A 22,954-nucleotide genomic window follows, 5' to 3' on the forward strand; every position below is an offset into this window, starting at 1 on the left:
CCTCACGCACCTCCGTCGGCACGCGACGGGTCAGTCTCATGGGCCCACCTGCTGTCCGCGGGGGCGAGCGGGGGTTCTGCTGCGAGGGATCCGAGCGTCGTCCCGTAGCGGTCGCCGATGGCGACCTCGGCGAGGCTGCTCAGCCGCCAGCTGGACTCGGTCGCATGCCAGGTGCACTGGGGCGAGAGTTCCCAGAGGTCGAGGTGCCGTCGGCGCAGCGCGTGCGGGAGCCCGTACCAGCGCTGACCGGGCTCGTCGATGCACTCGATGCCGACGAGCGTGTCTGCGGTGAGCAATGACGCGAGCATCGCGCGGGTGCTGTCGAGGTCGACCGCAGGTGCATCAGGTGGCCAGTTGACGTGGTGCGCGGACGCGCGCTGGCTGAGCGGCGCCGGAGTGACGTGGTCGATGTCGCGGAGCCTGAGTGCCGTGATCCCGTCCGGGTGCCCGATGTCGGCCAGTTGGGCGAGGAGCACCCAGCGACGACCGAGCGCGAGGACCCGACCGTCGCGACTGGCGCCATCGACGCGCTCGACCCGCACGACGGTCTCCGCGCGGAGGGCAGCGTCGAGCAGACGCGGGACGGGAGGAAAGATGGCCATGCCGCATGATCCCGCACCTGAAGACCGCCGTCGACGGGTTTGCGCAGCACCCTCGCGAGATAGGGGTCGCGCGTCCCCTATCTCGCGGCCAAGGGAATGTCAGAAGGTGCGGGTCGCGATGACGTCCCGGTACCAGAGCGCCGAGTCTTTCGGCGTGCGTTCGAGAGTGTCGTACTCGACGCGGACGATGCCGAAGCGGCGGGCGTAGCCGTAGCGCCACTCGAAGTTGTCGAGGAGCGACCACACGAAGTAGCCGCGCAGGTCGACGCCGTCGGCGCGCGCGTCGAGGGCTGCGGCGAGGTGGCGTCGGACGTAGTCGATGCGCGCGTCGTCGTGGATCGCGCCGTCGGGCGCGACCTCGTCGTCGAAGGCTGCGCCGTTCTCGGTGATGACGAGAGGCAGGTCCGGGTAGCGGACGGACAGGCCGCGCAGCAGGCTCCCGAGCGCGTCGGGGTCGATGTTCCAGCCCATCGCGGTGTGCGGGCCGGGCATGGCGAGGAAGTCGACATCCTCGGCACCCGGCCACGCGGACGTCGCGCCGCGCCTGTGGCCGTCGGCGAGCTCGCGCTCGCCGCGCCCGTCCCACATCCGCACCGCGTTCGACGAGTAGTAGTTGACGCCGAGGTTGCTGAGCGGCTGCGCGATGGTCGCGAGGTCACCGTCGTGGACGAACGCCCAATCGGTGACGTCCTCGGTGACGCGGACGAGCCGCTCGGAGAGCCGCCCCTCGACCATGGGGACGAGGAACGTGTCGTTGGCGAGGGCGTCGACCTTCTCGACGGCGGCGGGGCCGGTGGGGCCGTCGGGCGTGAAGACGTGGAAGTTCAGGGTGACGGAGAACTTCGCGTCCGGGCGCACGACGGGCTTGAGTGCGGCGATCGCGGAGCCGTGCGCGAGGCTGAGGTGGTGGGCGGCGACGAGCGGATCCTCGCGGCCGGTGAGGCCGGGCGCGTGCCCGCCGGAGCCGTAGCCGAGGTAGGCGGAGCACCAGGGTTCGTTGAGCGTCGTCCACGTGTCGACGCGGTCGCCGAGGGCGGTGCCGACGACGTGCGCGTAGTCGGCAAACACGGCCGCGGTGCTGCGGTCGAGCCAGCCGCCGGTGTCCTGCAGCGCCTGCGGCAGGTCCCAGTGGTAGAGCGTTGCGACGGGCGCGATGCCCCGCTCGAGCAGCCCGTCGACGAGCCGGGAGTAGAAGTCGAGCCCGGCACGGTTGACCTGGCCGCGGCCCCGGGGGAGGACGCGCGGCCAGGAGATCGAGAAGCGGTAGGCGTCGAGACCGAGGTCCGCCATGAGGTCGAGGTCGGGCTCGAGGCGGTGGTAGTGGTCCGCGGCCGTGTCGCCGGTGTCGTCGTCGAGGATCGTCCCCGGGACGTGGCTGAAGGTGTCCCAGATGGAGGGTCCGCGGCCGTCCTCGGTGGCCGCGCCCTCGATCTGGTAGGCGGCGGTGGCCGCTCCGAGGACGAAGTCGTCGGGCACGTGCATGGGGGCTCCTTCGCCGTCGTGGAAACGCTCCCACATGGTGTCACGAATCGAGGTCGTGAGCGACCCCCTTCCCTCCGCCCACCCCACCCACCGGTAGGGTCGGGCCATGACCGACACGACCCGCCCCGGCTACGACGGTCCGCACGGGAGCATCGTCGCCCGCTCGGTCGCACTCGGCGTCCTCGTCGGCACGCTCACCGGCCTGCTCATGGGCATCGCCGCCTCGTGGGGCACGCTCGAGTACGCGCCGCTCACCGCGATCTTCGGCACGCTCGCGGGCGTCGCTTCGGGGGCCGTCGTCGGCCTCGTCCTCACGCCGGTCGTCCGCGGGCTCGCCCGCGCACGGACGGGTCGCCCGACACCCGCCGAGCTCGCGACGGTCGCGTCGCTCCCCGTCGCGATCATCCTCGCGCTCGTGATGTTCTTCCGCGGCGCGGAGTGGCCGCTGTTCCTCCTCGGGCTGGGGGCGCTCAGCCTCGTCATCGTCGTCGGCGTCGTCGTGCGGCTCCTGCCGTGGGCGTGGGCGCCGCTGCGCGGCGTCGAGCCTGCCACGGGGCCGACGGTCCCGTGACACTGCCCCCGACGGTCGCCGCGGAGCTCGGCGACGACGGCATCTGGCACGTCGACGGCGGCGATCTCGGCTGCGCGCGCCTGCTCATCCACCTGCGCCGGCACGTCGCGACCCTCGAGCCCGGGACCGTCGTCCACCTCACCTCGACGGACCCGGTCGCGCCGATCGACCTGCCCGCGTGGTGCCGCCTCACGGGGCACGTCTACCTCGGACTCGTCGATCTTGCCGAGCGCCCGACCTACGCGATCGAGGTCGCGGCCGCTCCGACGCCGACAGATCCGGACAGGCCCTGGCACCGGGCCTGAAGACGACGAGAGCCACCCCGCGGGGTGGCTCTCGTCATGCGGTGCGCCCGGAGGGATTCGAACCCCCAACCTTCTGATCCGTAGTCAGATGCTCTATCCGTTGAGCTACGGGCGCGTGGTCGACCTCGCGGAAGACCTCGAAGAGCATACCTGCTCCGACGCCCCGGTGCCGCCACCCTCCCATCTGTTGCCGCTCCCCCGAGGTCGGCCCATAGTGAGATCTCGGCAACTTCTCGCCGTCGACGACAGTCAGCTCTTCACGCACGCCAGATCCCGTCGCCTCCCGGAGCCTCCGGGGACGCGGGGCCACCGAGGATGAGGAGAGAGCCATGACAGACAGCACGTTGATCCTGCGGGGCCTGCGTCGCCTCGAGGACGCCCGCGGTCTTGACGGGGCAGCCGACGTCCTGCGCCGCGCGAGCGCCGCCGTCACGGCCGCCAGACCGGCGCGCGACATCCTGCAGGGAAGGCCGCTCGGACATCCGGTCCACGCCGCGCTCGCCATGGCGCCGGTCGGCGCGTGGATGTCGAGCGCACTGCTCTCCCGCGACGGGCACGGGCCGGCGGCACGAACCCTCCTGCGGTTCGCGCTCCTGTCGGCGCCCGTCGTGGGACTTGCGGGCGTGGCCGACGTGGGCCGCCTTGACCACGCTCGCCGGCGCGTGGCCGCCGTCCATGTCGCGTCGAACGTGGTGGCCGGGACCCTCGGCGCCACCGCCCTCGTCCGCTCGCGCGCGGGTGACCAGCCTGCGCGTCTGCTCTCGTGGGCGGGTTTGGGCGCGCTCATGGCCGGGGGTTTCCTCGGCGGGCACCTCTCCTCGCGGCTCGGCCCTCCGCCACCTCCTACCGCCGGTGAGGACCGGCCGCTCGGGCTGCTCGTCAGCGTCGAGGAGCCTGACTCCGTCCCGTGACCACGTCGTCCCGTCCGTCCCCGCCACCCGCTAGGAGTCCCCGAATGTCGTCTGCCACGTTGTCGATCCAGCGTCCTGCTGCAGGCTCTCGGCTGCCCCTGCCTGCGGCACGGGGTCCGCTGAGCGAGCAGGTCCTCGGAACGCTCGCGGCTGGCGGGCCGGGAACGGCGGTGCTGCCGTCCGCGGCAGGGATCGACCCGACGAGCGACCTCGTCGCGGACGAGGACGTCCAGCTCACGCTCTTCTGCCTGCAGGAGCTGCACTACCGCGGCCTCGAGGACGTCGACGACGCGTGGGAGTGGGACGTGTCGGCGATCGCGCTGCGCCGCGACCTCGAGGACGCGTTCGAGGCGCACCTGCGCGGGCGCGTCACCGTGCCGGACGTCGTCGCGACGACGGCGGACGACGTCGCACGCGTCCTCTTCGGGATGACGGCGAGCAGCGGCGGGCCGAGCCTCGCGCGGTTCGTCGCCCGGAAGGCGTCCCTCGCCCAGCTCCGCGAGGTGCTCGTCCACAAGTCGGTCTACCAGCTCAAGGAGGCGGACCCGCACACGTGGGCGATCCCGCGCCTCACGGGTCGGGCCAAGGCGGCGGCGGTCGAGATCCAGGCGGACGAGTACGGCGGCGGGCACCTCGCGTCGATGCACTCCGAGCTGTTCCGCAGGACCCTGCGGGCGCTCGACCTCGACGACCACTACGGCGCGTACGTCGACGCCGTGCCCGCGGTGACGCTCGCGACGTCGACGTTCATGTCGCTCGCGGGTCTCAACCGGCGCCTGCGCGGCGCGATCACCGGGCACCTCGCCGCGTTCGAGATGACGTCGTCGATCCCGAGCCGGCAGTACGCCGACGGCATGCGACGCCTGGGCCTCGGCGAAGACGCGACCGGGTACTTCGACGAGCACGTCGAGGCCGACGCCGTCCACGAGCAGATCGCGGGCCGCGACCTCGCGGGCGGGCTCGTCGAGGCGGAGCCGCACCTCCTGGGTGACGTCCTCTTCGGCGCCGGCGCGTGCCTCCTTCTCGACGATCTGGCCGCCGCGCGCCACCTCGCCGCGTTCGACGCGGGCACGTCCTCGCTGCGGGAGGTGGCCGCATGAGCGCGCGCGACGGCGTCGAGATGACCCTGTGCCCCGACGGGCCCATCCTCGTGCGCGGTGCAGCGCACATCGTCACGAGCGACGGTCGGACCGTCGCCCGCAACCGTCCCACTGTCGCCCTGTGCCGCTGCGGCGGCTCGGCGATCAAGCCGTTCTGCGACGGCACCCACAAGGTCAACGGGTTCACGACGTCCGACGGGATCGAGGTCTCGGACACCACCGTCGACGACTGACGCGGTGCCGTCCACCTCGCGGTGTCAGCCGAGATCAGGGCGCAGGCCCCGCCACACCGGGTGGCGCAGGCTGCCCGTGCGTGTGCGGCCCGCATGCTCGACCTCGGCCGCGAGCGGATGGGCGACCCACCGCGCGTCTCGCGCGACGTCGGCGGGCACGTCGCCGAGCAGCGGCGCGCCCGCCTCGTCGGCCGCGAGCGTCGTGGCGAGGCGCGTGAGCGCCGCGTCACGGAAGCCCGTACCGACGCGACCGACGTACCGCAGTCCGTCGCCGTCGCGCTCCGCGAGCAGCAGCGAGCCGAGCGTCGAGGCGCGGTCGCCCTCGCCCGGCGACCAGCCGACGACGAGCACGTCGGCGTGCTCGACGTGCTTGACCTTCCGCCAGTCCCGCGAGCGCCGCCCAGCCTGGTAGGTCGAGGTGCGGCGCTTGAGCACGAGCCCCTCGAGGCCGAGCTCGCGCGACGTCGCGAGGGCTTCGTCCCACGGCAGGTCGACGACCTCGGAGATCGCGATCCCGCCCGTCGGCGTGAGCACGGTCGTGAGCGCCTCCCGGCGCGCGTCGTACGGGAGTCCCGTGAGGTCGCTGCCCGACGCCTCGAGCACGTCGAAGACGAGGAGGCCCACCGGCACGGCACTGGCCGAGGGCGCGTCGTCGAGCCCGAGGCGGCTCTGGAGCAGGCCGAAGTCGGGCGCGCCCGTGGGGCCGAGCGCGACGACCTCGGCGTCAAGGACCGCGGGGACGGGCACGGCCTCGAGGAGCGCGCGGAGCTCGGGGAACGACGCGGTGACGTCCGCGCCGGACCGGGTGCGGACCTCGATTCGGTCCGTGTCCGGGCTCGTGGCGCACAGGACGCGCATGCCATCCCACTTCATCTCGACGGCCCACGGACCGCCGGGCACGACCTCGCGCGCCAGGCGGCGTTGTTCGGCCCGCGTCGTCGGGCTCGCGAGCATGGGGCGCAGATCCGTGAGCGACGGCCTCGGTCCGTCATGGGCGGCTACGGCGCCGCCCGCGGCGGCGTGGCCCGCCGCTGCGGGGGACCTGCCGGTGGGGGCGGGCCGACGCCGCGGGCCGCGACGGCGTCGAGCCGGATCGATGCGGTGGGCGAGCCACGTGTCGCCGTCTGTGCGGATGAGCGCGACGACGGGCGGCTGCGGTCCGCCGTCCGTGGCGAGCCCGCCGTCCGGTCGGCCGGTGAGCTCGACGATGACCTCGTCGTCGCGCAGCTTCTCGGCGACGTACGTGCCCGCGTCCCAGATGCGCACCTCGCCCGCGCCGTACTCCCCGCGCGGGATCGTTCCCTCGAACGAGCCGTAGTCGAGCGGATGGTCCTCGGTCCGCACGGCCAGGTGGTTGCGCGCGGGGTCGGCGGGCGTGAGGCGGGGCAGCGCCCAGCTGAGCAGCACGCCGTCGTGCTCGAGTCGGAAGTCGTGGTGGCGGCGGCGCGCGCGATGGTCCTGGATGACGAACGTCGGGCGAGCGTCGGCCGTCGCGTCCCCGGCCGCGGGCTCGTCTCTCGCCACGGGCCGGCCGCCCGGACCTGCCGCGGACGCGTCCGGGTAGGGCTCGGGCGTCCGGGCCGGGTCGCGCTTGGCCCGGTACGTCGCGAGGCGGTCCGCGGTGCCCGACGGCGGCCGCGCGTCCGCGGGCTCTCCACCGACCCGCGTGCCGCCCGCACGCGACGGCCCGTCGCCCGCGGGTGCGTCATCGTCCGAGACCTCCGCGCGGGACGCGCCCTTGCCGCGGCGTGAGCGAGAGGGGCGCGCCGCGGCACGCGGCGCGAGCGGCGCGAGCAGGTCGCCCATCTCCTCGACACGTCGCAGCACGTCGGCCGGCGTGAGGTGCGCGAGGTCGTCGTCGAGCTCGTCCCACGAGCGCGGCGCGGCGACCGTGGGCTGTTGGCGGCCGCGCAGCGAGTACGGGGCGACCGTCGTCTTCGCGCCGCTGTTCTGGCTCCAGTCGAGCAGCACCTTGCCGGCGCGCTCCGCCTTGCTCTGCGTGCTCACGACGAGCTTCGGCATCTCCTGCTCGAGCGTCCGCGCGAGCTCGTGCGCGATCTGCGAGACCTGGTCCGACGAGGCGGTGCCGTCGAGCCCCGCATACAGGTGGATGCCCTTGGACCCGCTCGTCACAGGCAGGATCGTCAACCCCATGCCCTCGACGATCTCGCGGCACGCGCGCGCGACGACGACGCACTCGGGCAGGCCGGCGCCCGGGCCGGGGTCAAGGTCGAGGACGAGCCTGTCGGGGTGGTGGACGACGTCGCGGCCCTCCCCCTCGTCGAGCGCGACGCGCCACTGCGGGACGTGGAGCTCGAGCGCGGCGAGCTGGCCGAACCATGCGAGCATCGCGGTGCCATCGGCCGCGTCGAGGACGGGGTACGTCGTCGTGCGGCTCCGGTGGACGAGGTCGTGCGTCGGCACCCAGTCGGGCGTGCCGTCGGGCACGTTCTTCTGGAAGAACACCTCGCCCGGCTCGTCGGCCGTGCCGACGCCGTGCACCCAGCGCTTGAGCGTCACGGGACGGTCGACGGCGTGCGGGAGGAGGACGGGCGCGACGGCGACGAGGTAGTCGATGACCTCGCCCTTCGTCGTGCCCGTCGCGGGGTAGAGGACCTTGTCGAGGTTGGTGAGCCGGAGGGTGCGTCGGCCGACCTTCGTCTGCGTGCCTGCCATCCACCCATGCTGCGCCCTGGTGTGACCTGGCGCACACTGGAGGCATGAGGGCGATCTGGAAGGGCACCATCTCGTTCGGGCTCGTGAGCGTGCCCGTGCGCGTCTTCAGCGCGACCGAGGAGCACGACGTCCCGCTCCACCAGGTGCACGACGCCGACGGCGGACGTATCCGCTACCAGCGTCGCTGCGAGGTGTGCGGCGAGGTCGTCGACTACGACCACATCGACAAGGCGTACGACGACGGCGAGCGCACCGTCGTCCTCACGCGCGACGAGCTCGGGTCGCTGCCGTCCGAGCGCAGCCGTGAGATCGAGGTGCTGAGCTTCGTGCCCTCGGAGCAGATCGACCCGATCCTTCTCGACCGCACGTACTTCCTCGAGGCGGACCCCGCGTCCCGCAAGCCGTACGCACTGCTGCTCAAGGCCCTCGAGTCGACCGACCGCACCGCCGTCGCGCGGTTCGCGCTGCGGCAGCGCACGCGCCTGGCCGCGCTGCGCGCGCGTGGTGACATGCTCACGGTGCAGACGCTCCTGTGGCCTGACGAGGTGCGTGACCCGGGCGATCTCGAGGGCCGCAAGGGCGCGCGCGTCTCGGCGAAGGAGCTCGAGATGGCGAAGTCGCTCGTCGAGTCGTACGCCGAGGACTTCGACCCGGACGCGGTGAGCGACGACTACCAGGTCGAGCTGCGCAAGCTCGTCGAGGCCAAGCTCGCCAAGGGCGAGACGCTCGACACCGCCGAGACGTTCGGGGAGACCGAGGAGGGCGAGTCGGCGGACGTCGTGCCGCTCATGGAGGCGCTGCGACGCAGCGTCGAGGCCGCGCGGTCGAAGCGCAAGAAGGCCAGCTGAGACCTGCCCCTGAGACGACGAGAGCCACCCCGCGGGGTGGCTCTCGATCTGGTGCGCCCGGAGGGATTCGAACCCCCAACCTTCTGATCCGTAGTCAGATGCTCTATCCGTTGAGCTACGGGCGCATGGCTGCTCTCGCAAGCGGCCTCGTCGAGCATAGCGGCTGGGCGGCCGGGACGCGAAATCGACGGTGCGTGGTACGTGCCACACGGGGATGTCGAAGGGCCCCGGTCATTGACCAGGGCCCTTCGGAAGCGGAGACGGAGGGATTTGAACCCTCGAACGGGTTACCCCGTTACCACCTTAGCAGGGTGGCGCACTAGACCTGACTATGCGACGTCTCCAGGCCAGCACACTCTATCGGAGGCCTCGGCACGCTCCAAACCGGGCGTCACCGCGGTCAGCGCTCGACGAGCCAGGACCGGTCCGTGAGCATCCGGCCCACCGCGAGCCCGATCGCGAGCGCCACCACGACGAGCCCCGCATCGACCGCGTACGCCATCGCCTGCACCGTCGCCCCGTTGTTGAGGTGGTACACCGCCCGGTACGCGGCTGCACCGGGCACCATGATGACGACGGCCGGCACGTAGACGGTGACGCGTGGGACGTCGATCCGCGGCGCGGCCCACGCCGCGACGACGCCGACGAGCAGTGCCGCGATCGCGGCCCCTGCCTGCGGCGCGAGCCCCTCCCCGACGAGCGTGAGACGCACGACGTTCGCCACCATGCCGACGCTCGCCGCGGTGAGCGCCATGCCCCACGGACTGTTGAACATCAGGGCGAATCCGAGAACACCGAGGAAGCTCGCGACGAGCCTCAGCACCGTGAGGAGCGCGAACGAGAGATCGGGGGCGACCGCAGGGTCGGGTGTCACGCCGACGAGCGCCGAGACTCCCCACACTGCGAGCGCCGCCGACATGAGGATCATGAGCGCATACGCGAGCCGGGCGACGCCCGCGGAGAAGTCGAGGCGCGCCAGGTCGAGCGCCCCCGTGACGAGGGGGAAGCCAGGCACGAGGAACAGCACCGCGGAGACGTACGCGGCCTCGTGGTTGACGGCCGTCGCGCCGGTCGCGAGGAGCGTCGTCATGATCCCGAGGTAGAGGGCTGACGCGAGCGCGGCGGCAAGCATCGTCACCGCGAACTGGTTCATGCCCCGGTGCAGGAGGGCGCGCCGCAGCAGCTGGCCGAGGCCGGCGGCCACGAACACGCCCGCGCACTCGACGGGCCCGCCGTTGTTGAGGAACGCGAACGCCGCGCACGCGACGGCCGCGAACAGGGCGTTGAGCCACGGCCCGTAGAGCGTCGCCTTCGCCCGGATGCGCGCGACACCGTCCTCGACCTGCTCGACGGTCGCGCCCGCGGGCAGCGCCGAGACGAAGCGCTCGATCTCCATGAGGCGGTCGGCGTTGACGCCCACCTTGCGCATCTCGGTGACCTCGGTCCGGAAGATCGGACCGCGGTGCGAGGTCGCGGTGATCTCGGTGAGCGTCACGTGCGCCTCGTGCCGGTCCATGCCGAGCGCCCTCGCGGCGCGTGCCATCGTCGCCTTGACGCGATAGCTGCCCGTGCCGCCCGAGAGACTCAGCCGGCCGAGGGCAAGGATCGCCCCGGACTGCCGGATGAGCCCGACCGGCTCGAGCTCGTTCTCCTGCGTCGTCCCGCTCACAGCCCCTCCTCGACGTTGCTCGGGTCAAGGGTGCCGTGCGTGCAGGTCGGATCGCCGGGGCGTCCGAGCAGCGGCGCCCCCACAATCCTCGCACCCTCGCGCGCCGCTCCTGTGGGACGAGAGACCCGACGACGACGGGGTCGCGTCCATCGCGGACGCGACCCCGTCGCTGGCGGAGGGCGAGGGATTCGAACCCCCGGTGCTTGCGCACAACGGTTTTCAAGACCGTCACATTAGGCCGCTCTGTCAGCCCTCCCTGCGTCCATTCTGGCATGCCTCGCGGCCCGCCGAGTTCAGGCCCACCAGTGGTCGGGCAGGCCCGGGGTGAGCACGAGGAGCCCGTACATGCGCGCCAGCTGCGCGGACTGGCGCTCGTACGTGAGGAACGTGTCGATGTCCGTGTCGGCGACGGCCACGCCCAGGTGGACGGCGTCGACGGACGGGACGACTCCTCCGACCATCGCCGCCACGGGGAAGGCCTGGTCCGGGATCCGCAGCACCGTGAGCCGTTCGCCGAGCGCCCGGACCGCGTCACGCGCTTCCCAGCCGAGCGGGATCGCGGCGCTCTTCGCGGCGCTCAGTCCCATCTCGGTGACCGCAACCTCACTGGTGTGCTCGTCGAGCCACGCGCGCCACGCCTCGGCGTGCGCGACGGCACCTCGGTCCTCCCCCGGCAGGAAGGGATAGTCGTCCCCGACGACCGACAGACGCAGCGCGGAACCGTCCGCGTAGTACACGACCCACACCTCCCGACGAGGCGCGCGACTCCGCGCGACCGTCGCCAATCTACCGCCCCTCACCTTCTGCGGCGCGACGCACACGGCTCGGGTCACCCCGGCCGGCACGGCAGACACCCGCGCGGACGACGACGGCCCGCGCCCCTCGTGACGAGGAGCGCGGGCCGGCGGACGGCGAGCTGCTCAGGCAGCGCGGAGACGGGCCATCGCGAGCTGGACGAGCGCGATGAGCGTCTGCTTCGTCGCAGCACGCGAGCGGGCGTCCGTGTAGAGCATCGGCACGTGCGCGGGCACCTGAAGCGCCTCGCGGACGTCCTCGAGGCGGTGCTTGGCAACGCCGTCGAAGCAGTTGACGCCGACGACGAACGGGATGCCCCGTGACTCGAAGTAGTCGACGGCCGGGAAGCACTGCTCGAGCCGGTCGGTGTCGACGAGCACGACCGCGCCGATCGCTCCGCGGACCAGGTCGTCCCACATGAAGAGGAAGCGGTCCTGTCCCGGCGTGCCGAAGAGGTACAGCCAGAGCGAGCTCGAGAGCTCGATGCGACCGAAGTCCATCGCGACGGTCGTCGTCGTCTTGCGGTCGGTCACGCCGCCCGCGTCGTCGACGCCCACCGAGTGCTCGGTCATCGCGGCCTCGGTGTTGAGCGGCTCGATGTCGGAGATCGACCCGATGAACGTCGTCTTGCCGACGGCGAAGCCGCCCGCGACGACGATCTTCACGGCCGTGGGGGCCTGGTGCGCCTGGGCGCCGGGCTCAGAGGGAGGAAATGCCATTGAGAACACTCTCCAGGACGCTCAGGGACAGGGCGGGGTTCTGGTGACCAGGCTGACCGTGACCCGTGTGGACGTTGACGGGGGCTGACGTGTGAACGGTGAGGAAACCGTCGTCGGCAAGGTCCGAGATGACGATGCGCACCACACCGATGGGCAGGCGCACGAGCGCCGAGAGCTCGGCGACGGAGACGTAGTTCGTGGCCGCGTGCCGGAGGATCTCGCGCTTCTCGGGCGTGAATCCACGCCCGTTGACGGCAGCGGGCGTCGCCTCGACGAGCGCCTCGAGAGGCAGGTCGGACGTCGCCGACCGCACACGTCCACCCGTCACGGCATACGGCCGGACGGTGGAGTGCTCCACCTCGTTGTCGAAACTACTCATGGCGTCATCACCTCATCAGCTCTGCGGCAGCGTAGCGCCGTTGACGGGCAGGTTACCGCGCATCTCGGAGATGAGCTGCGGCGTGAGCGTCGCCTCGGTGCGCGAGACGAGAAGGGCCATCTCGTAGCCGATGAGGCCGACGTCGCACGTCGCGTCGGCGACAGCGCCGAGCACCGAGCCGTTGGAGACGTTCATGAGGAACATGAACGCGTCGTCCATCTCGATGATCGACTGGCGGACGTTGCCGGAGTTGAGCTGGCGGGCTGCGCCGCGCGTGAGGCTCGACATGCCCGAGACGATCGCGGCGAGCTGGTCGCCCGAGGTCCGGTCGAGGTCCTCCGACATCGCCATGAGCAGGCCGTCGGCAGAGACGACGAGCGTGTGGCGGACGCCGGAGACGGTCTTCACGAAGTTGTCGAGCAGCCAGCCGAAGTTGGTTGCCTCGGAGCTGATGGTCACGGGATCTCCTTGTGCCGGCGTCAGTACGACTGCGGTGAGTGGTCGGGAACGGTGGACTGGTGGGGCTCGTCGCCCACGCCTTCCTGGCGACCTCGGGTGGTCGCGCTCATGAAGGACGAGAGTCGGGAGCGGAGCTCGGCCGCGTCGCGGCTGATCTTCGTCTCCTCGGGCTTGGGCTCGGTCGTCGCAGGCGCCTCGGCGCGGACGCGCTTCGTGAGGCCCTGGCTCTTCGCCGAGAGGTCCTGGTTCGGACGGTAGGACGAGAGCTGGCTGAGCTCCGAGAGCGCCTGCTCCTGGATGCCTGCCTGCAGAGCGAGGCGCGCCGTGAGGTCGGCGTCGAACGCGAGCGTCGGGCCGCCCCACACCTCCTCGGCCGGAGCCGTGAAGGTCTCGGGCGCGAACTCGGCCGCGGGAGGGCTGAACGACTCGGGAGCGTCGAAGCTGTGCTGGATCTGCGGGGCACGGTACGAGAAGCCGGACGACGGCGCCGCGGGTGCGTCCACAGGAGCGGGAGCGGCCCACGCGTCGTCGACCGGGGCTCCCCACGAGGCCGCGGGGGCGGGCGCCGCCGACGGGAGCGGGGCTACTGCCGGTGCGTCGGGCGCGGTCTCCGCACCGTGACGACGCTTGAACAGACGCCCGAAGAGGCCCTTGCGCTCCTCGGCGGCCGGCTGCTCCTGGGCTACCGGCTGTCCGAGCACCTCGGAGAAGCTCGGCAGCTCGGTGCCACCGGGCGTCACCGCATACGGGGCGAACGCGCCGCCCTGCTCGGACACGGCACCCCAGGCGGGGGCCGCCGCAGCGGCCGGGGGTGCCGGGGCGTATCCGTCGGGAGCGACGTCGTCCTGCGCGGGGTAGCCGGCGTCGACCGCAGGCTCCTCCGGCGCGTAGGGCTCGGGCGTGTACGGCGCGGGCACGAACTGCTCAGCGGCGTAGGTCTCGGCAGCGTGCGGAGCGGGTGACTCGTCCTCGAGCCCGGGAACCTCGGGCTCGAGGTAGACCTCAGGCTCCACGTGCTGCTGCGGTTCGACGTCGACCTCAGGCTCGGCGTACGGCTCGGCCGCGGGGGCGGTCTGCTGCGGCTCGGCGACCCCCTGCCAGGCCGGGGCAACAGGCTCCTCGTCGACGTACCGCGCGTAGCGGCCACGGCGCACGGGCGCGTCGTCCTCGGGCAGGTCCGCAGCGGACGCGATCGAGCCGACGTGCGCGCCGAGGGCCCGCAGGCGCGCGAGCATGTCGTCGTCGTTCGCGGCGCCGGGCTCTTCCCACTGCTGAGGCGCGGGCGCGCCCCAGGCCTCGGCGGCGGGGGCGTCCCACGTCTCGGCGGCCGTGGGCGTCGAGGCGATCCAGCCGTCCTCGGCGCGTGTCGGAAGCTGCTCGTCGGCCGCGGCCGACGGCACGGACGGCGCCCACGCCTCCCCGGCTGCGATCTCGAACGGCTCGGCGGGCATCGTCGGCGACCATGCCTCGTACTCCGGTGCGCTCGGGCTCTCCACGAGCCCGGGAACGTCGTCGTCGAGCACGACCTCGGGGACGACGAGCTCCGGCTCCTGAGCGGCGACGGCCTCCGCGGCGACGTCACCCGCAGGCACGGCACCGCCAGCAGCATGCGCCTGCTCCATGAACTCGATCGAGCGGCGCGTACGGAAACTCGAGAACACTGCGGCACGTGCGGGGACCGAGTCCGCGTCGAGCTCGCTGGCGGTCGGCGCCACCGGGGCTTCGATGGGCGCCGGGGCACCGTTCCGTGAGCGGAGCGGGAGGCTCGCCCCACCGCGCGTGGGGAGCGCCGACACTGTGATGTCCGCCTGAGGCGGGGTCCAGGCCTCGGCACTGGCCGCGAACTCGGCGGGGAGCGCGGGAGCGACGGTCTCGGGCAAGACGATCGCCGACTCGTCGAGGTCACCGGACAGGGTGACGCTCGGCGCGGTGGCGTCTGCATCGACGCGGGTCCGGCGGCGCGGCATGCCGGTCGCGGTCGCGCCGTCCGTGAGCGCGTCGAGGTCGACAGGTATCGCGACGGGAGCCTCCGGCTCGGGAAGACCGCCACGGCGCGGCGCGAGCGGAGTGCTGCCCGTCGCGACCTCGGGGCCCACCCAGGCCTCGGTCGCTTCCTGGGTCGACTTGTTGAGCGGATCGACGGGCGCGTCGAGCGGCACCTCGGACTCGGCGAGGAACAGCGCGCGGGCGAACGCCACGCGCACGACGGTTCCAGTGCCGTCCTCCGCGGTCATGAAGCGCACCGTCGCCCCGAGCTTGTAGGCGAGGCGCCCGACGACGTAGAGGCCAAGGCGCTGCGCGCCGACGATCTCGCTCGCCGCGTAGGTCGCGGCCCTCTCGTTGGCCTCGTCGATCTCCTCGGGCGTCATGCCGAGGCCCTGGTCCTCGACGACGACGTTGACCCAGCGGGAGTCCTCGGACACGGAGACGACGACGGGCGTGCCGGGCTCGGAGAAGACGGTCGCGTTCTCGAGGATCTCGGCGAGGAGGTGCGCTGCGGGGAGCGCGTTGTGACCGAGCATGAGCGGGTCGGTGCCGAGGTCGAGCTGGACACGGTCGTACTGCTCGATCTCGGAGGATGCCGTACGGACGACGTCCGAGAGCGGCATCGGCTGACGCACGCGACGACCGGAGTCGATGCCGGCGAGGACGAGGAGCGACTCCGCGTTACGACGCATTCGTGTAGCGAGGTGGTCGAGGCGGAAGAGGTTCGACAGCGTGTTCGGGTCTTCCTCGGAACGCTCGAGCTCGTCGAGGAAGACCAGCTGGCGGTTGAGGAGCACCTGGTCGCGACGAGCGACGTTGATGAACATCTCCGCGATGGAGCCACGGAGGAGCGCCTGCTCACGGGCGACGCGCAGCGTCACCTCGTTGACCTCGTTGAACGCGGTCGCGAGCTGTCCGACCTCGTCCTGGGAGGTCACCTTGATGGGCTCGACGACGACGTCGGGGCCCTTGCCGGGCTCCGCGACCTGGTCGACGATGCGCGGCAGCTCGTCACGGATCTTGCCGGCCGCGTCGCGGAGCGCACGGAGCGGGTCGGCGATCGTCCGGGCGACGAGGAAGGCGATGACGAGGGTGACTGCGAGTGCCGCGAGGATCGCAATCGTCGTGATGATGAGCTCGCGGAGCGCGGCGCTCTCGGCGTCGGCGGCGACGTCGCCCATCGCGGCCGAGATCTGCTGGCGGACGCCGGCGATGCCTGCGAGGTGCTCGGCGTACGACTTGTCCCAAACGGTGAGGGCTGACTGGCCGGCGGACGCGACGTTGCCGTCACGGAGGGCGCTGTGGACCTGCGTGTAGTAGAACGCGTCTGTCGGGACCTTGAGCCCGGCGGCCTGTCCGGTGATCTGGCTGAGCAGCGCGTCGGCGTCAGTCTGGATCGCGCCGAGGTTGCTGGCGAAGAGTGCGAGGCTACGACGCTGACCTTCGGTGAGCGCGTCGGCTTCGTTGAGCGCGATCTGGTACGTGCCGAGAACACCCTCGAGCTGGACGGCGTCGTAGAGGCGGGTGAGAGCGGCGTAGGCACCGACGTAGGACGCGAGCTTGCGGTCGACGAGGACGTTCGCGAGGACGTCGACGAGGTCGAGCTGCGGCTTGATGATCGAGGTGTAGCGCGCCTGGATCGTCGGGGCGTGCATGGGCGTCGCCGCGAGCGCGGCACGCGCGTTGAGCACGTTCTCCTCTGAGCGCCCGGCGACGGACGCCTCGAGCGCGGCGCGGGTGTCCTCGTTCTGCGTGTCGAGCTCCGCGCCGGCCATCGCGGCGTTGAACGACTTGAGCGCCGCGTCGGTGGTCGCCTGAGCGGTCTCGAGCGCGGCCTTGAGCTCCTCGGGCGCGGCAGCGCCAAGATGCGCGATGCGCATCGCGGTGTCACGCTCGTTCTGAACGGCGCCGATCAAACGCTCCTGCCCGGCGACGAGCGAGACGAAGCGATTCTGGAGGCGTGCCTGGTCGAACGTGTCGAACGCACGCAGCGACAGCAGGCCGAACGCGACGACGAGCACGAGGACAGGCACGCCGAGCGTCACCAGGATCTTCCCGCGCACCCCGAGTCTGCGGAGCATCGGTACCTCTCTCGTTCGTTCTCGTCCGACATTCGTCATCGTGACGAATCCTGGGATCTGCGTGTGTCGGCATGACCGGCACAGCTCTTCGTGCTAAGTGGCATCGGCATCCCGCCTGCCCACCTTAACGGAGAAGAGCAGAACCGTTCTGCGACGGCTGTGACGACAGTAGAGTCGACGCCGTGCGCATTATCGCCATTGGACCCGGTGACGGGACAGCCCCTGCCCGTCTGACGGACGCCACGGCCCCGGTTCCTGACGTCGCCGCAGGTGAGGTGCTCGTACGCGTCGGTGCCGCCGGGGTCAACCCGGCAGACGCGCTCCAGGTGAGGGGCCTCTACCCGCCGCCGGCGGGCGCGCCCGCGTGGCCCGGCCTCGAGGTCGCGGGCACGGTCGTCGCGGTCGCGGAGGGCGTGCGGACACCCGCGGTCGGGGACCGCGTCGCCGCCCTCCTGCCGGGTGGCGGCTACGCAGAGCTCGTCTCCGTCCCTGCGGCCCACACGTGGCGGGTTCCGGCGGGCATCGACGACGCGCACGCGGCATCGCTGCCCGAGGGCCTCTGCACGGCGTGGTCGTCGCTCGTCGACGTGGGTCGTCTCCGGCCCGGCGAGACGGTGCTCGTCCACGGCGGCGCAGGCGGCGTGGGGTCGCTCGCGACGCAGATGGCGCTCGTGCTCGGGTGCCGCGTCGTCACGACGGCGCGCGGGACGGCGCGGGTCGCGGCGCTCCAGGAGCTGCTCGCGCCTGCGCTCGCGCATGCCGCGGCGGCCGGTGCGGTCGACGACGCGCTCACGGTCGTCGACCGGGAGTCCGAGGACTTCGTCGACGCGGCCGGGGCGCTCGGCGGTGCGGACGTCGTGCTCGACGTCGTGGGCGCCGCGAACCTCGGCCGGAACGTCCGCGCGCTGGCGCGCGACGGGCGGCTCGTCGTCATCGGGATGCTCAAGGGGCGCCGCGGGGAGCTCGACCTCGGCGAGCTGCTCGCGCGCCGCGGCACGGTGACGGGAACGACACTGCGCTCGCGATCGGACGACGAGAAGGCGGCGATCGTCGAGGCGATCGGCGAGCGGGTGTGGCCGCTCGTGGCGAGCGGCGTCGTGCGCCCGCGCGTCCACGCACGCGTCCCGTTCGAGCGTGCGGGTGAGGCGCACGCGCTCCTCGCGTCGGGCGAGGTTGTCGGCAAGGTCGTGCTCGTCCCCTGAGCCGCGCGCCCATCGCCTGACCTCCGGATTCACCCGCGCACGAGAGGCACGCGTCCCACCACGTGGGACGCGTCGGTGTCGGCCGGCCCGTGCGGAGCAGCAGGCGGGGGCGGGACGCACGCGCCCGCCCCCGCCTGAGCCGCACCGTCACCCCTTGACGGAGCCCGCGAGCAGGCCGCGGACGAAGTACCGCTGGAGCGACAGGAACACGATCATCGGGACGATCATCGCGATGAACGCACCCGCCGAGAGCAGGAACCAGTCGCCGCCACGCGTGCCGACCATCTCTGCGAGCCGCACCGTGAGCGGCGCGACCGCCGCTCGTCCGCCCGCGAAGGTGAGCGAGACGAGCAGGTCGTTCCACACCCAGAGGAACTGGAAGATCGCGAACGACGCGATCGCGGGCACGAGCAGCGGCAGGAGCACGCGGAAGAAGATCTTCACGTGGCCCGCGCCGTCGACCCGGGCCGCCTCGACGAGCGAGGCCGGGATCTCCTTCATGAAGTTGTGCAGGAGGAAGATCGCCAGGGGCAGCGCGAACATCGTGTGGGAGAGCCAGACGGGCCAGAACGAGCGTCCGATGCCCCAGTTGACGTACTGAGTGAGGAGCGGGATGAGCGTCACCTGGATCGGCACGATCTGCAGCGCGAAGATCGCGACGAAGAGCACGTCACGCCCCTTGAACGGGATCCACGCGAAGGCGTAGGCAGCGAGCAGCGCGATCGAGATCGGGATGACGACCGACGGCAGCGTGATGACGATCGAGTTGACGAAGTAGGTGGCGAGGTTGTTGCCCCCGCCGAACAGGGCCTGTTCGTAGTTGTCGAGCGTGAAGTTCGGGTTCGTGACGATCGTCCACCACCCGGAGCGGTCGATGTCAGCCTCCGGCCGGAACGACGTGACGAGAAGCCCGACCGTCGGGATCGTCCAGAGCACGGCGATGATGACGGCCGCGAGCGAGGCCCACGGGTTCTGCATCCCCTGCCGCAGCCGGCGTGCGCGTCGCGTCACCTTTGTCTCGCTCGCGGCGACGAGCGCCGCGTCGGAGACGGGACCTCCCCCGCTCACATCCGCGGCGACCGCCGAAGTCGCGGATGCGTGGCTGTTGTCTGCACTCATCGGATCTCCTCCACCTTCCGCATCTGTCGGACGTTGTACACGATGAGCGGGATGATGAGGATGAAGAGGATGACCGCGAGCGCGGCACCCATGCCCTTGTCGTTGAACTTGAAGCTCTGCGTGTAGAACTCGTTGGCGACGACCGACGTGCCGAAGTTGCCGGCGGTCATCGTGCGCACGATGTCGAAGACCTTGAGCGTCGCCATGGCGATCGTCGTGAGGACGACGACGAGCGCGGGCCGGATGCTCGGCACGGTGATGTACCGGAACATGCCGAAGCCACCGAGGCCGTCGAGACGTGCCGCCTCGACGATGTCGTCGGGGATTGCCTTGATCGACGCCGAGAGGATCGTCATGGCGAAGCCCGCCTGGATCCACACCATGACCGCGATGAGGAACAGGGTGTTGAGCGGCGCGTTGATGAGGAACTGCTGCGGCTCGAGCCCGAGCCACACGAGCACCTGGTTCATGAGCCCGATCTGGCGGTTCCCACCGCCTCGGTACTCGTAGACGAACTTCCAGATGACCGACGCCCCGACCATGGAGATCGCCATGGGGAGGAACACGAGCGTCTTGGCAGCCTTCTCGAACCGGGTGCGGTCGACGAGGACGGCGTAGACCAGACCGATGATCGTCGAGAGCAGCGGCACGAGAACGACCCAGACGACGGTGTTCCGCAGGACGATCTGGAAGTCCGAGTCCGTGAACGCGCGGACGTAGTTGTCGAAGCCGACGAAGGCCTGACCGCGCTTGTCGTAGAACGAGCCCTTCGTGGTCGAGATCGCGGGGTACACGAGACCGAAGCACACCAGGAGGACCGCAGGGCCGGCGAAGACCGTGGCGACGAGCCAGTTGCGGGCGCGCTTCGGCCGGTCCACCAGCCAGAGGAGCAGCCCCATGACCGCGATGAACAGGACAATGACGACCGCCATGACGGTGAACTTCTGCGTCGGGGTGTTGGCGACGAGCAGGAAGTCACGCACCTCCCCCCACAGCCAGGAGAAGTAGTACTGCACGTATTCAAGGGTGCTCAACTGGTGCCTCCAGCTCGGGCTTCACTGACCGAAACGGCAGGACGGCCCGCACCTGAGCCGGTGCGAGCGCGTCCGTGGGAGCGGGACGGGGTGGGGCCGCCGCGGGAGCGTGACGGCCCCACCCTGCTAGCCCTGGGTCACGGCCAGGTCTTCTCGATGGCGTCGGCGACGTCCTGCGAGGACTTGTCCTCGGCGAAGAACTTCACCATCTCCCTCCAGAAGGAGCCTGCGCCCACCTCGGCCGGCATGAGGTCGGAGGCGTCGAAGCGGATCACCGAGTTCTTGTCACCGAGGACGCTCGCGGCAAGCTTGTCGAAGTCCGTCGCGAGGTTGTTGACGTCGAGCCCGGAGTTCGCCGAGACCCAGCCGCCGCCCTCGGTGGCCTTGGCTTTCGCGTTGGCCCAGGTGTCCGAGGCGAGGAAGGCCTGGAACGCGGCGACCTCAGGAGCGTCACGGAACGCCGCGACGAACTCGCCGCCACCGAGGACCGGCTTGTCGTCAGCCGTCTTGCCCGGGAGGTAGAAGGCGAAGACGTCGCCGTCCTCGGCGACCGTCGTGCCCGTCGGCCAGTTGGTCTGGTAGAAGTTCGCGGCTCGGTGGAGGACGCACTTCGGGGTCTCACCCTCGGCCGCGGGGAGGACCGGCGTTCCCGCCGAGTTCCACGCCTGCGTCGCGATCGTCTTGACGTCACCGAAGCCGCCGTTGACGCGCGTCGGGTCCTTGAGGATGTCCCCGACCGCGTCGAGCGCCGCGACGACCTGCGGGTCGTTGAACGGGATGTCGTGGGAGACCCACTGGTCGTAGACCTCGGGGCCCGCGGTGCGGAGCATGACGTCCTCGACCCAGTCGGTCGCGGGCCAGCCGGTCGCGTCACCGGACTCGATACCGGCGCACCAGGCCTTCGTGTCCGTGCCGGAGAAGTCGGCGGTGATCTTGTCGGTGAGGGTGAGCATCTCGTCCCACGTCGTCGGGATCGCGTAGCCCTTGTCCTTGAAGAGCGACGGGTTGTACCAGACGAAGGACTTCATGTTGGCGCCGAGCGGGGCGGCGTAGAAGGTGTCGTCGACCGTGCCGTAGTCCTTCCACGACGGGGAGAAGAACTTGTCGACGTTCGCGGCGGTCCCCTCGGACGCGGGGATCACCTTGCCCGGGTAGTTCGTCACGAGGGTCTTGAGGAGACCCGGCTGGGGCAGGTAGGCGATGTCCGGAGCGTTGCCGGCCTCGATGCGGATGGGCAGCTGGGCCTCGAACTCACGCGAGCCCTCGTACTCGATGGTCGCGCCCGTGCACTCCTCGAACTGGTCGTACGACTCCTCCTGGTCCGCCTGCTCGACCTCGACGATCGACGTGTAGACGGAGACGGTCTTGCCGGACAGGTCGCCGTAGACGGCGTAGTCCTCACAGCCAGCCTTGACCTCGCCGGTCGGGGCGGCGCTGCCGCCCGTGCCCGTCGTGGGGTTGGCCTCGGGGTCGGGGGCGCAGGCGCCGAGCGCCAGCAGCAAGCTTGCGGCGATCGCCGAGACGGCGACCGTGGACTTCCTCGTGCTCATCGTTGAGTCTCCTCCATGAAGGGGTGTGCCAGCTCCAGCAGCGCCACCGTCGTGGGAGCGCTGCCCTCGCTCCATGCAAGCGCTTACATGTGACGTACGCAACCGCGGAGCGCCACAAAGCTGTAACGATTGCGCAACAAGCGACCGCAAACGCGCAGGCCGGGCGACCCCGTCAGTCCCGCGGCGCCGTCGTCGTCCGCCGCACGACGAGCGTTGTCGGGAACGCCGCCGCACCCTGCACGTCCTCTACGCGCCGCGGCTCCGCTCCGATGAGACCGAGCATGATGCCCGCCGCCGCCGCCCCCTGCGCCTCGACCGGCTGCGCCATCGTCGTGAGCCCCACGAGCTCCGAGATCTCATGACCGTCGACCCCGACGATCGACACGTCCTCCGGGACCCGCAGCCCCCGCTCCCGCGCCGCGAGCAGCGCCCCCATCGCCATCTCGTCCGACGCGACGAAGATCGCCGTGAGCTCCGGGTGCCGGTCGAGCAACCGGTGCGTCGACGCGGTGCCGCCCTCGATGTCGAAAAAGCCGAACTCCTCCCACGTCGGCTCGACCTCGATCCCGACGTCACGCAGCGCACTCGCCCACCCGAGCCGCCGGTCGACCGGCGGCGTCCAGCTCCTGAGATCGTCCGGCGTCCCCGTGATATGTCCGATCCGCCGGTGGCCCAGCCCGATGAGATAGTGCGTCGCCGCCCGCGCGAGCCCCACGTCGTCGATCCCCACGACCGGGTGGTCGCCCCGACCCGTGCCGACGAAGACGATCGGCACGCCGAGCGCCTCGAGCGCCGCCACCTCCGCAGGCTCGAGCGGCAGACCCACGACGAGGATCCCGTCGACCCGCCGTCGCAGCACCTCCGGATCCACGCGCGGCGTCCTGCCCTGCTCCGAGACCGCGAACGAGTACAGCAGCGCGTCATACCCCGCAGCACGCAGCCGACGCTCCGCACCCTCGATGACGTTCGAGAAGTACCACCGGTTGATCCACGGCGTCAGCAGACCGATCGTGCGCGTCCGCCCCGTCGCGAGCGCCGCCGCCGATGGCGACGCGCGGTAGCCGAGCCGCCGCGCCGCAACCTCGACGCGCGCACGCGTCGCCTCCGAGACGTTCGGCATGCCACGCAGCGCGCGCGACACCGTCGCGGTCGACACCCCGGCCTCCCGCGCCACGTCCTCGATGCCGTGCGCCATGCGTGAAGTGTCCACCCTGCCCTCCGGGTCGCGCGACC

Annotated in this window: 20 protein-coding genes and 4 tRNA genes; 7 read left to right on the forward strand and 17 right to left on the reverse strand. The window is 71.4% G+C overall.

The window, feature by feature from the left end; all coding sequences use genetic code 11:
- Positions 1-2 precede the first annotated feature (2 nt).
- Positions 3-602, reverse strand: a complete 600-nt coding sequence (locus IGS67_RS06900; RefSeq protein ID WP_192279116.1) for a hypothetical protein — start codon at positions 600-602, stop codon at positions 3-5.
- Positions 603-701: 99 nt separating this feature from the next.
- The gene (locus tag IGS67_RS06905) at positions 702-2,084 is read right to left on the reverse strand and encodes a GH1 family beta-glucosidase (RefSeq protein WP_192279118.1); all 1,383 of its coding nucleotides are present in this window, start codon (positions 2,082-2,084) and stop codon (positions 702-704) included.
- A gap of 106 nt (positions 2,085-2,190) precedes the next feature.
- Here IGS67_RS06905 and IGS67_RS06910 point away from each other — a divergent pair, with 106 nt between their 5' ends.
- Positions 2,191-2,655 carry a hypothetical protein gene (locus IGS67_RS06910; RefSeq protein ID WP_192279120.1) on the forward strand — a complete coding sequence of 155 codons (465 nt, stop codon included), beginning with the start codon at positions 2,191-2,193 and terminating at the stop codon, positions 2,653-2,655.
- Positions 2,652-2,960 (forward strand): sulfurtransferase TusA family protein, encoded by a 309-nt coding sequence (locus IGS67_RS06915; protein WP_328741899.1) that lies wholly within the window; start codon positions 2,652-2,654, stop codon positions 2,958-2,960. Before IGS67_RS06910 ends, IGS67_RS06915 begins: the two co-directional genes overlap by 4 nt.
- 42 nt (positions 2,961-3,002) lie before the next feature.
- On the opposite strand, the gene IGS67_RS06920 is transcribed toward IGS67_RS06915, so the two are convergent.
- A tRNA-Arg gene (locus IGS67_RS06920) sits at positions 3,003-3,075 on the reverse strand.
- 214 nt (positions 3,076-3,289) lie between these two features.
- Here IGS67_RS06920 and IGS67_RS06925 point away from each other — a divergent pair.
- From IGS67_RS06925 to IGS67_RS06935, 3 genes are read left to right on the forward strand one after another with little or no spacing between them, the layout of a single operon-like run.
- A complete protein-coding gene (locus IGS67_RS06925) occupies positions 3,290-3,871 on the forward strand; it encodes a hypothetical protein (RefSeq protein WP_192279122.1) in 582 nt (193 codons plus the stop codon).
- Positions 3,872-3,915: 44 nt separating this feature from the next.
- Positions 3,916-4,971: an iron-containing redox enzyme family protein gene (locus IGS67_RS06930; protein ID WP_192279124.1), complete on the forward strand. Its 1,056-nt coding sequence runs from the start codon at positions 3,916-3,918 to the stop codon at positions 4,969-4,971.
- Positions 4,968-5,204 carry a CDGSH iron-sulfur domain-containing protein gene (locus IGS67_RS06935; protein ID WP_192279126.1) on the forward strand — a complete coding sequence of 79 codons (237 nt, stop codon included), beginning with the start codon at positions 4,968-4,970 and terminating at the stop codon, positions 5,202-5,204. The genes IGS67_RS06930 and IGS67_RS06935 overlap by 4 nt, the downstream gene beginning before the upstream one ends.
- Positions 5,205-5,228: 24 nt before the next feature.
- Here IGS67_RS06935 and ligD read toward each other — a convergent pair whose 3' ends face one another.
- A complete protein-coding gene (gene ligD, locus IGS67_RS06940; protein ID WP_192279128.1) occupies positions 5,229-7,880 on the reverse strand; it encodes a non-homologous end-joining DNA ligase in 2,652 nt (883 codons plus the stop codon).
- Between the two features lie 44 nt (positions 7,881-7,924).
- Between ligD and ku the strand changes: the two genes are divergently transcribed.
- Positions 7,925-8,728: a non-homologous end joining protein Ku gene (ku, locus tag IGS67_RS06945; RefSeq protein ID WP_192279130.1), complete on the forward strand. Its 804-nt coding sequence runs from the start codon at positions 7,925-7,927 to the stop codon at positions 8,726-8,728.
- Positions 8,729-8,777: 49 nt separating this feature from the next.
- On the opposite strand, the gene IGS67_RS06950 is transcribed toward ku, so the two are convergent.
- The 9 genes from IGS67_RS06950 to IGS67_RS06990 all read right to left on the reverse strand — a co-directional run bounded on the left by IGS67_RS06950 (position 8,778) and on the right by IGS67_RS06990 (position 16,816).
- A tRNA-Arg gene (locus IGS67_RS06950) sits at positions 8,778-8,853 on the reverse strand.
- A 130-nt stretch (positions 8,854-8,983) separates the two neighbouring features.
- A tRNA-Ser gene (locus IGS67_RS06955) sits at positions 8,984-9,072 on the reverse strand.
- A 56-nt stretch (positions 9,073-9,128) separates the two neighbouring features.
- Positions 9,129-10,397, reverse strand: a complete 1,269-nt coding sequence (locus IGS67_RS06960) for a threonine/serine exporter family protein (protein WP_192279133.1) — start codon at positions 10,395-10,397, stop codon at positions 9,129-9,131.
- Positions 10,398-10,567: 170 nt separating this feature from the next.
- Positions 10,568-10,653 (reverse strand) — tRNA-Ser (locus IGS67_RS06965).
- Between the two features lie 37 nt (positions 10,654-10,690).
- A complete protein-coding gene (locus IGS67_RS06970) occupies positions 10,691-11,134 on the reverse strand; it encodes a hypothetical protein (RefSeq protein WP_192279135.1) in 444 nt (147 codons plus the stop codon).
- A 183-nt stretch (positions 11,135-11,317) separates the two neighbouring features.
- On the reverse strand, positions 11,318-11,911 hold the full coding sequence (locus IGS67_RS06975; RefSeq protein WP_102509650.1) for a GTP-binding protein: 594 nt from the start codon (positions 11,909-11,911) through the stop codon (positions 11,318-11,320).
- Positions 11,892-12,290: a DUF742 domain-containing protein gene (locus tag IGS67_RS06980; RefSeq protein WP_192279137.1), complete on the reverse strand. Its 399-nt coding sequence runs from the start codon at positions 12,288-12,290 to the stop codon at positions 11,892-11,894. Before IGS67_RS06980 ends, IGS67_RS06975 begins: the two co-directional genes overlap by 20 nt.
- A 15-nt stretch (positions 12,291-12,305) precedes the next feature.
- Positions 12,306-12,749, reverse strand: coding sequence for a roadblock/LC7 domain-containing protein (locus tag IGS67_RS06985; protein WP_192279139.1), 444 nt, complete (start codon positions 12,747-12,749; stop codon positions 12,306-12,308).
- A 20-nt stretch (positions 12,750-12,769) separates the two neighbouring features.
- Positions 12,770-16,816, reverse strand: a complete 4,047-nt coding sequence (locus IGS67_RS06990) for a sensor histidine kinase (protein ID WP_192279141.1) — start codon at positions 16,814-16,816, stop codon at positions 12,770-12,772.
- A gap of 182 nt (positions 16,817-16,998) precedes the next feature.
- Here IGS67_RS06990 and IGS67_RS06995 point away from each other — a divergent pair, with 182 nt between their 5' ends.
- Positions 16,999-18,018 carry an NAD(P)H-quinone oxidoreductase gene (locus IGS67_RS06995; RefSeq protein ID WP_328741905.1) on the forward strand — a complete coding sequence of 340 codons (1,020 nt, stop codon included), beginning with the start codon at positions 16,999-17,001 and terminating at the stop codon, positions 18,016-18,018.
- A 147-nt stretch (positions 18,019-18,165) separates the two neighbouring features.
- Here IGS67_RS06995 and IGS67_RS07000 read toward each other — a convergent pair whose 3' ends face one another.
- The 4 genes from IGS67_RS07000 to IGS67_RS07015 form a co-directional block, all read right to left on the reverse strand.
- On the reverse strand, positions 18,166-19,137 hold the full coding sequence (locus tag IGS67_RS07000) for a carbohydrate ABC transporter permease (protein ID WP_192279143.1): 972 nt from the start codon (positions 19,135-19,137) through the stop codon (positions 18,166-18,168).
- Entirely contained in the window at positions 19,134-20,069 is a 936-nt protein-coding gene (locus IGS67_RS07005) for a carbohydrate ABC transporter permease (RefSeq protein ID WP_192279647.1), read from the reverse strand. Before IGS67_RS07005 ends, IGS67_RS07000 begins: the two co-directional genes overlap by 4 nt.
- Positions 20,070-20,308: 239 nt before the next feature.
- On the reverse strand, positions 20,309-21,721 hold the full coding sequence (locus IGS67_RS07010; RefSeq protein ID WP_192279145.1) for an ABC transporter substrate-binding protein: 1,413 nt from the start codon (positions 21,719-21,721) through the stop codon (positions 20,309-20,311).
- A gap of 172 nt (positions 21,722-21,893) precedes the next feature.
- A complete protein-coding gene (locus IGS67_RS07015; protein ID WP_192279147.1) occupies positions 21,894-22,916 on the reverse strand; it encodes a LacI family DNA-binding transcriptional regulator in 1,023 nt (340 codons plus the stop codon).
- Positions 22,917-22,954 lie beyond the last annotated feature (38 nt).

The sequence above is a fragment of the Flavimobilis rhizosphaerae genome (genome assembly GCF_014852685.1).
Lineage (GTDB): Bacteria > Actinomycetota > Actinomycetes > Actinomycetales > Cellulomonadaceae > Flavimobilis > Flavimobilis rhizosphaerae.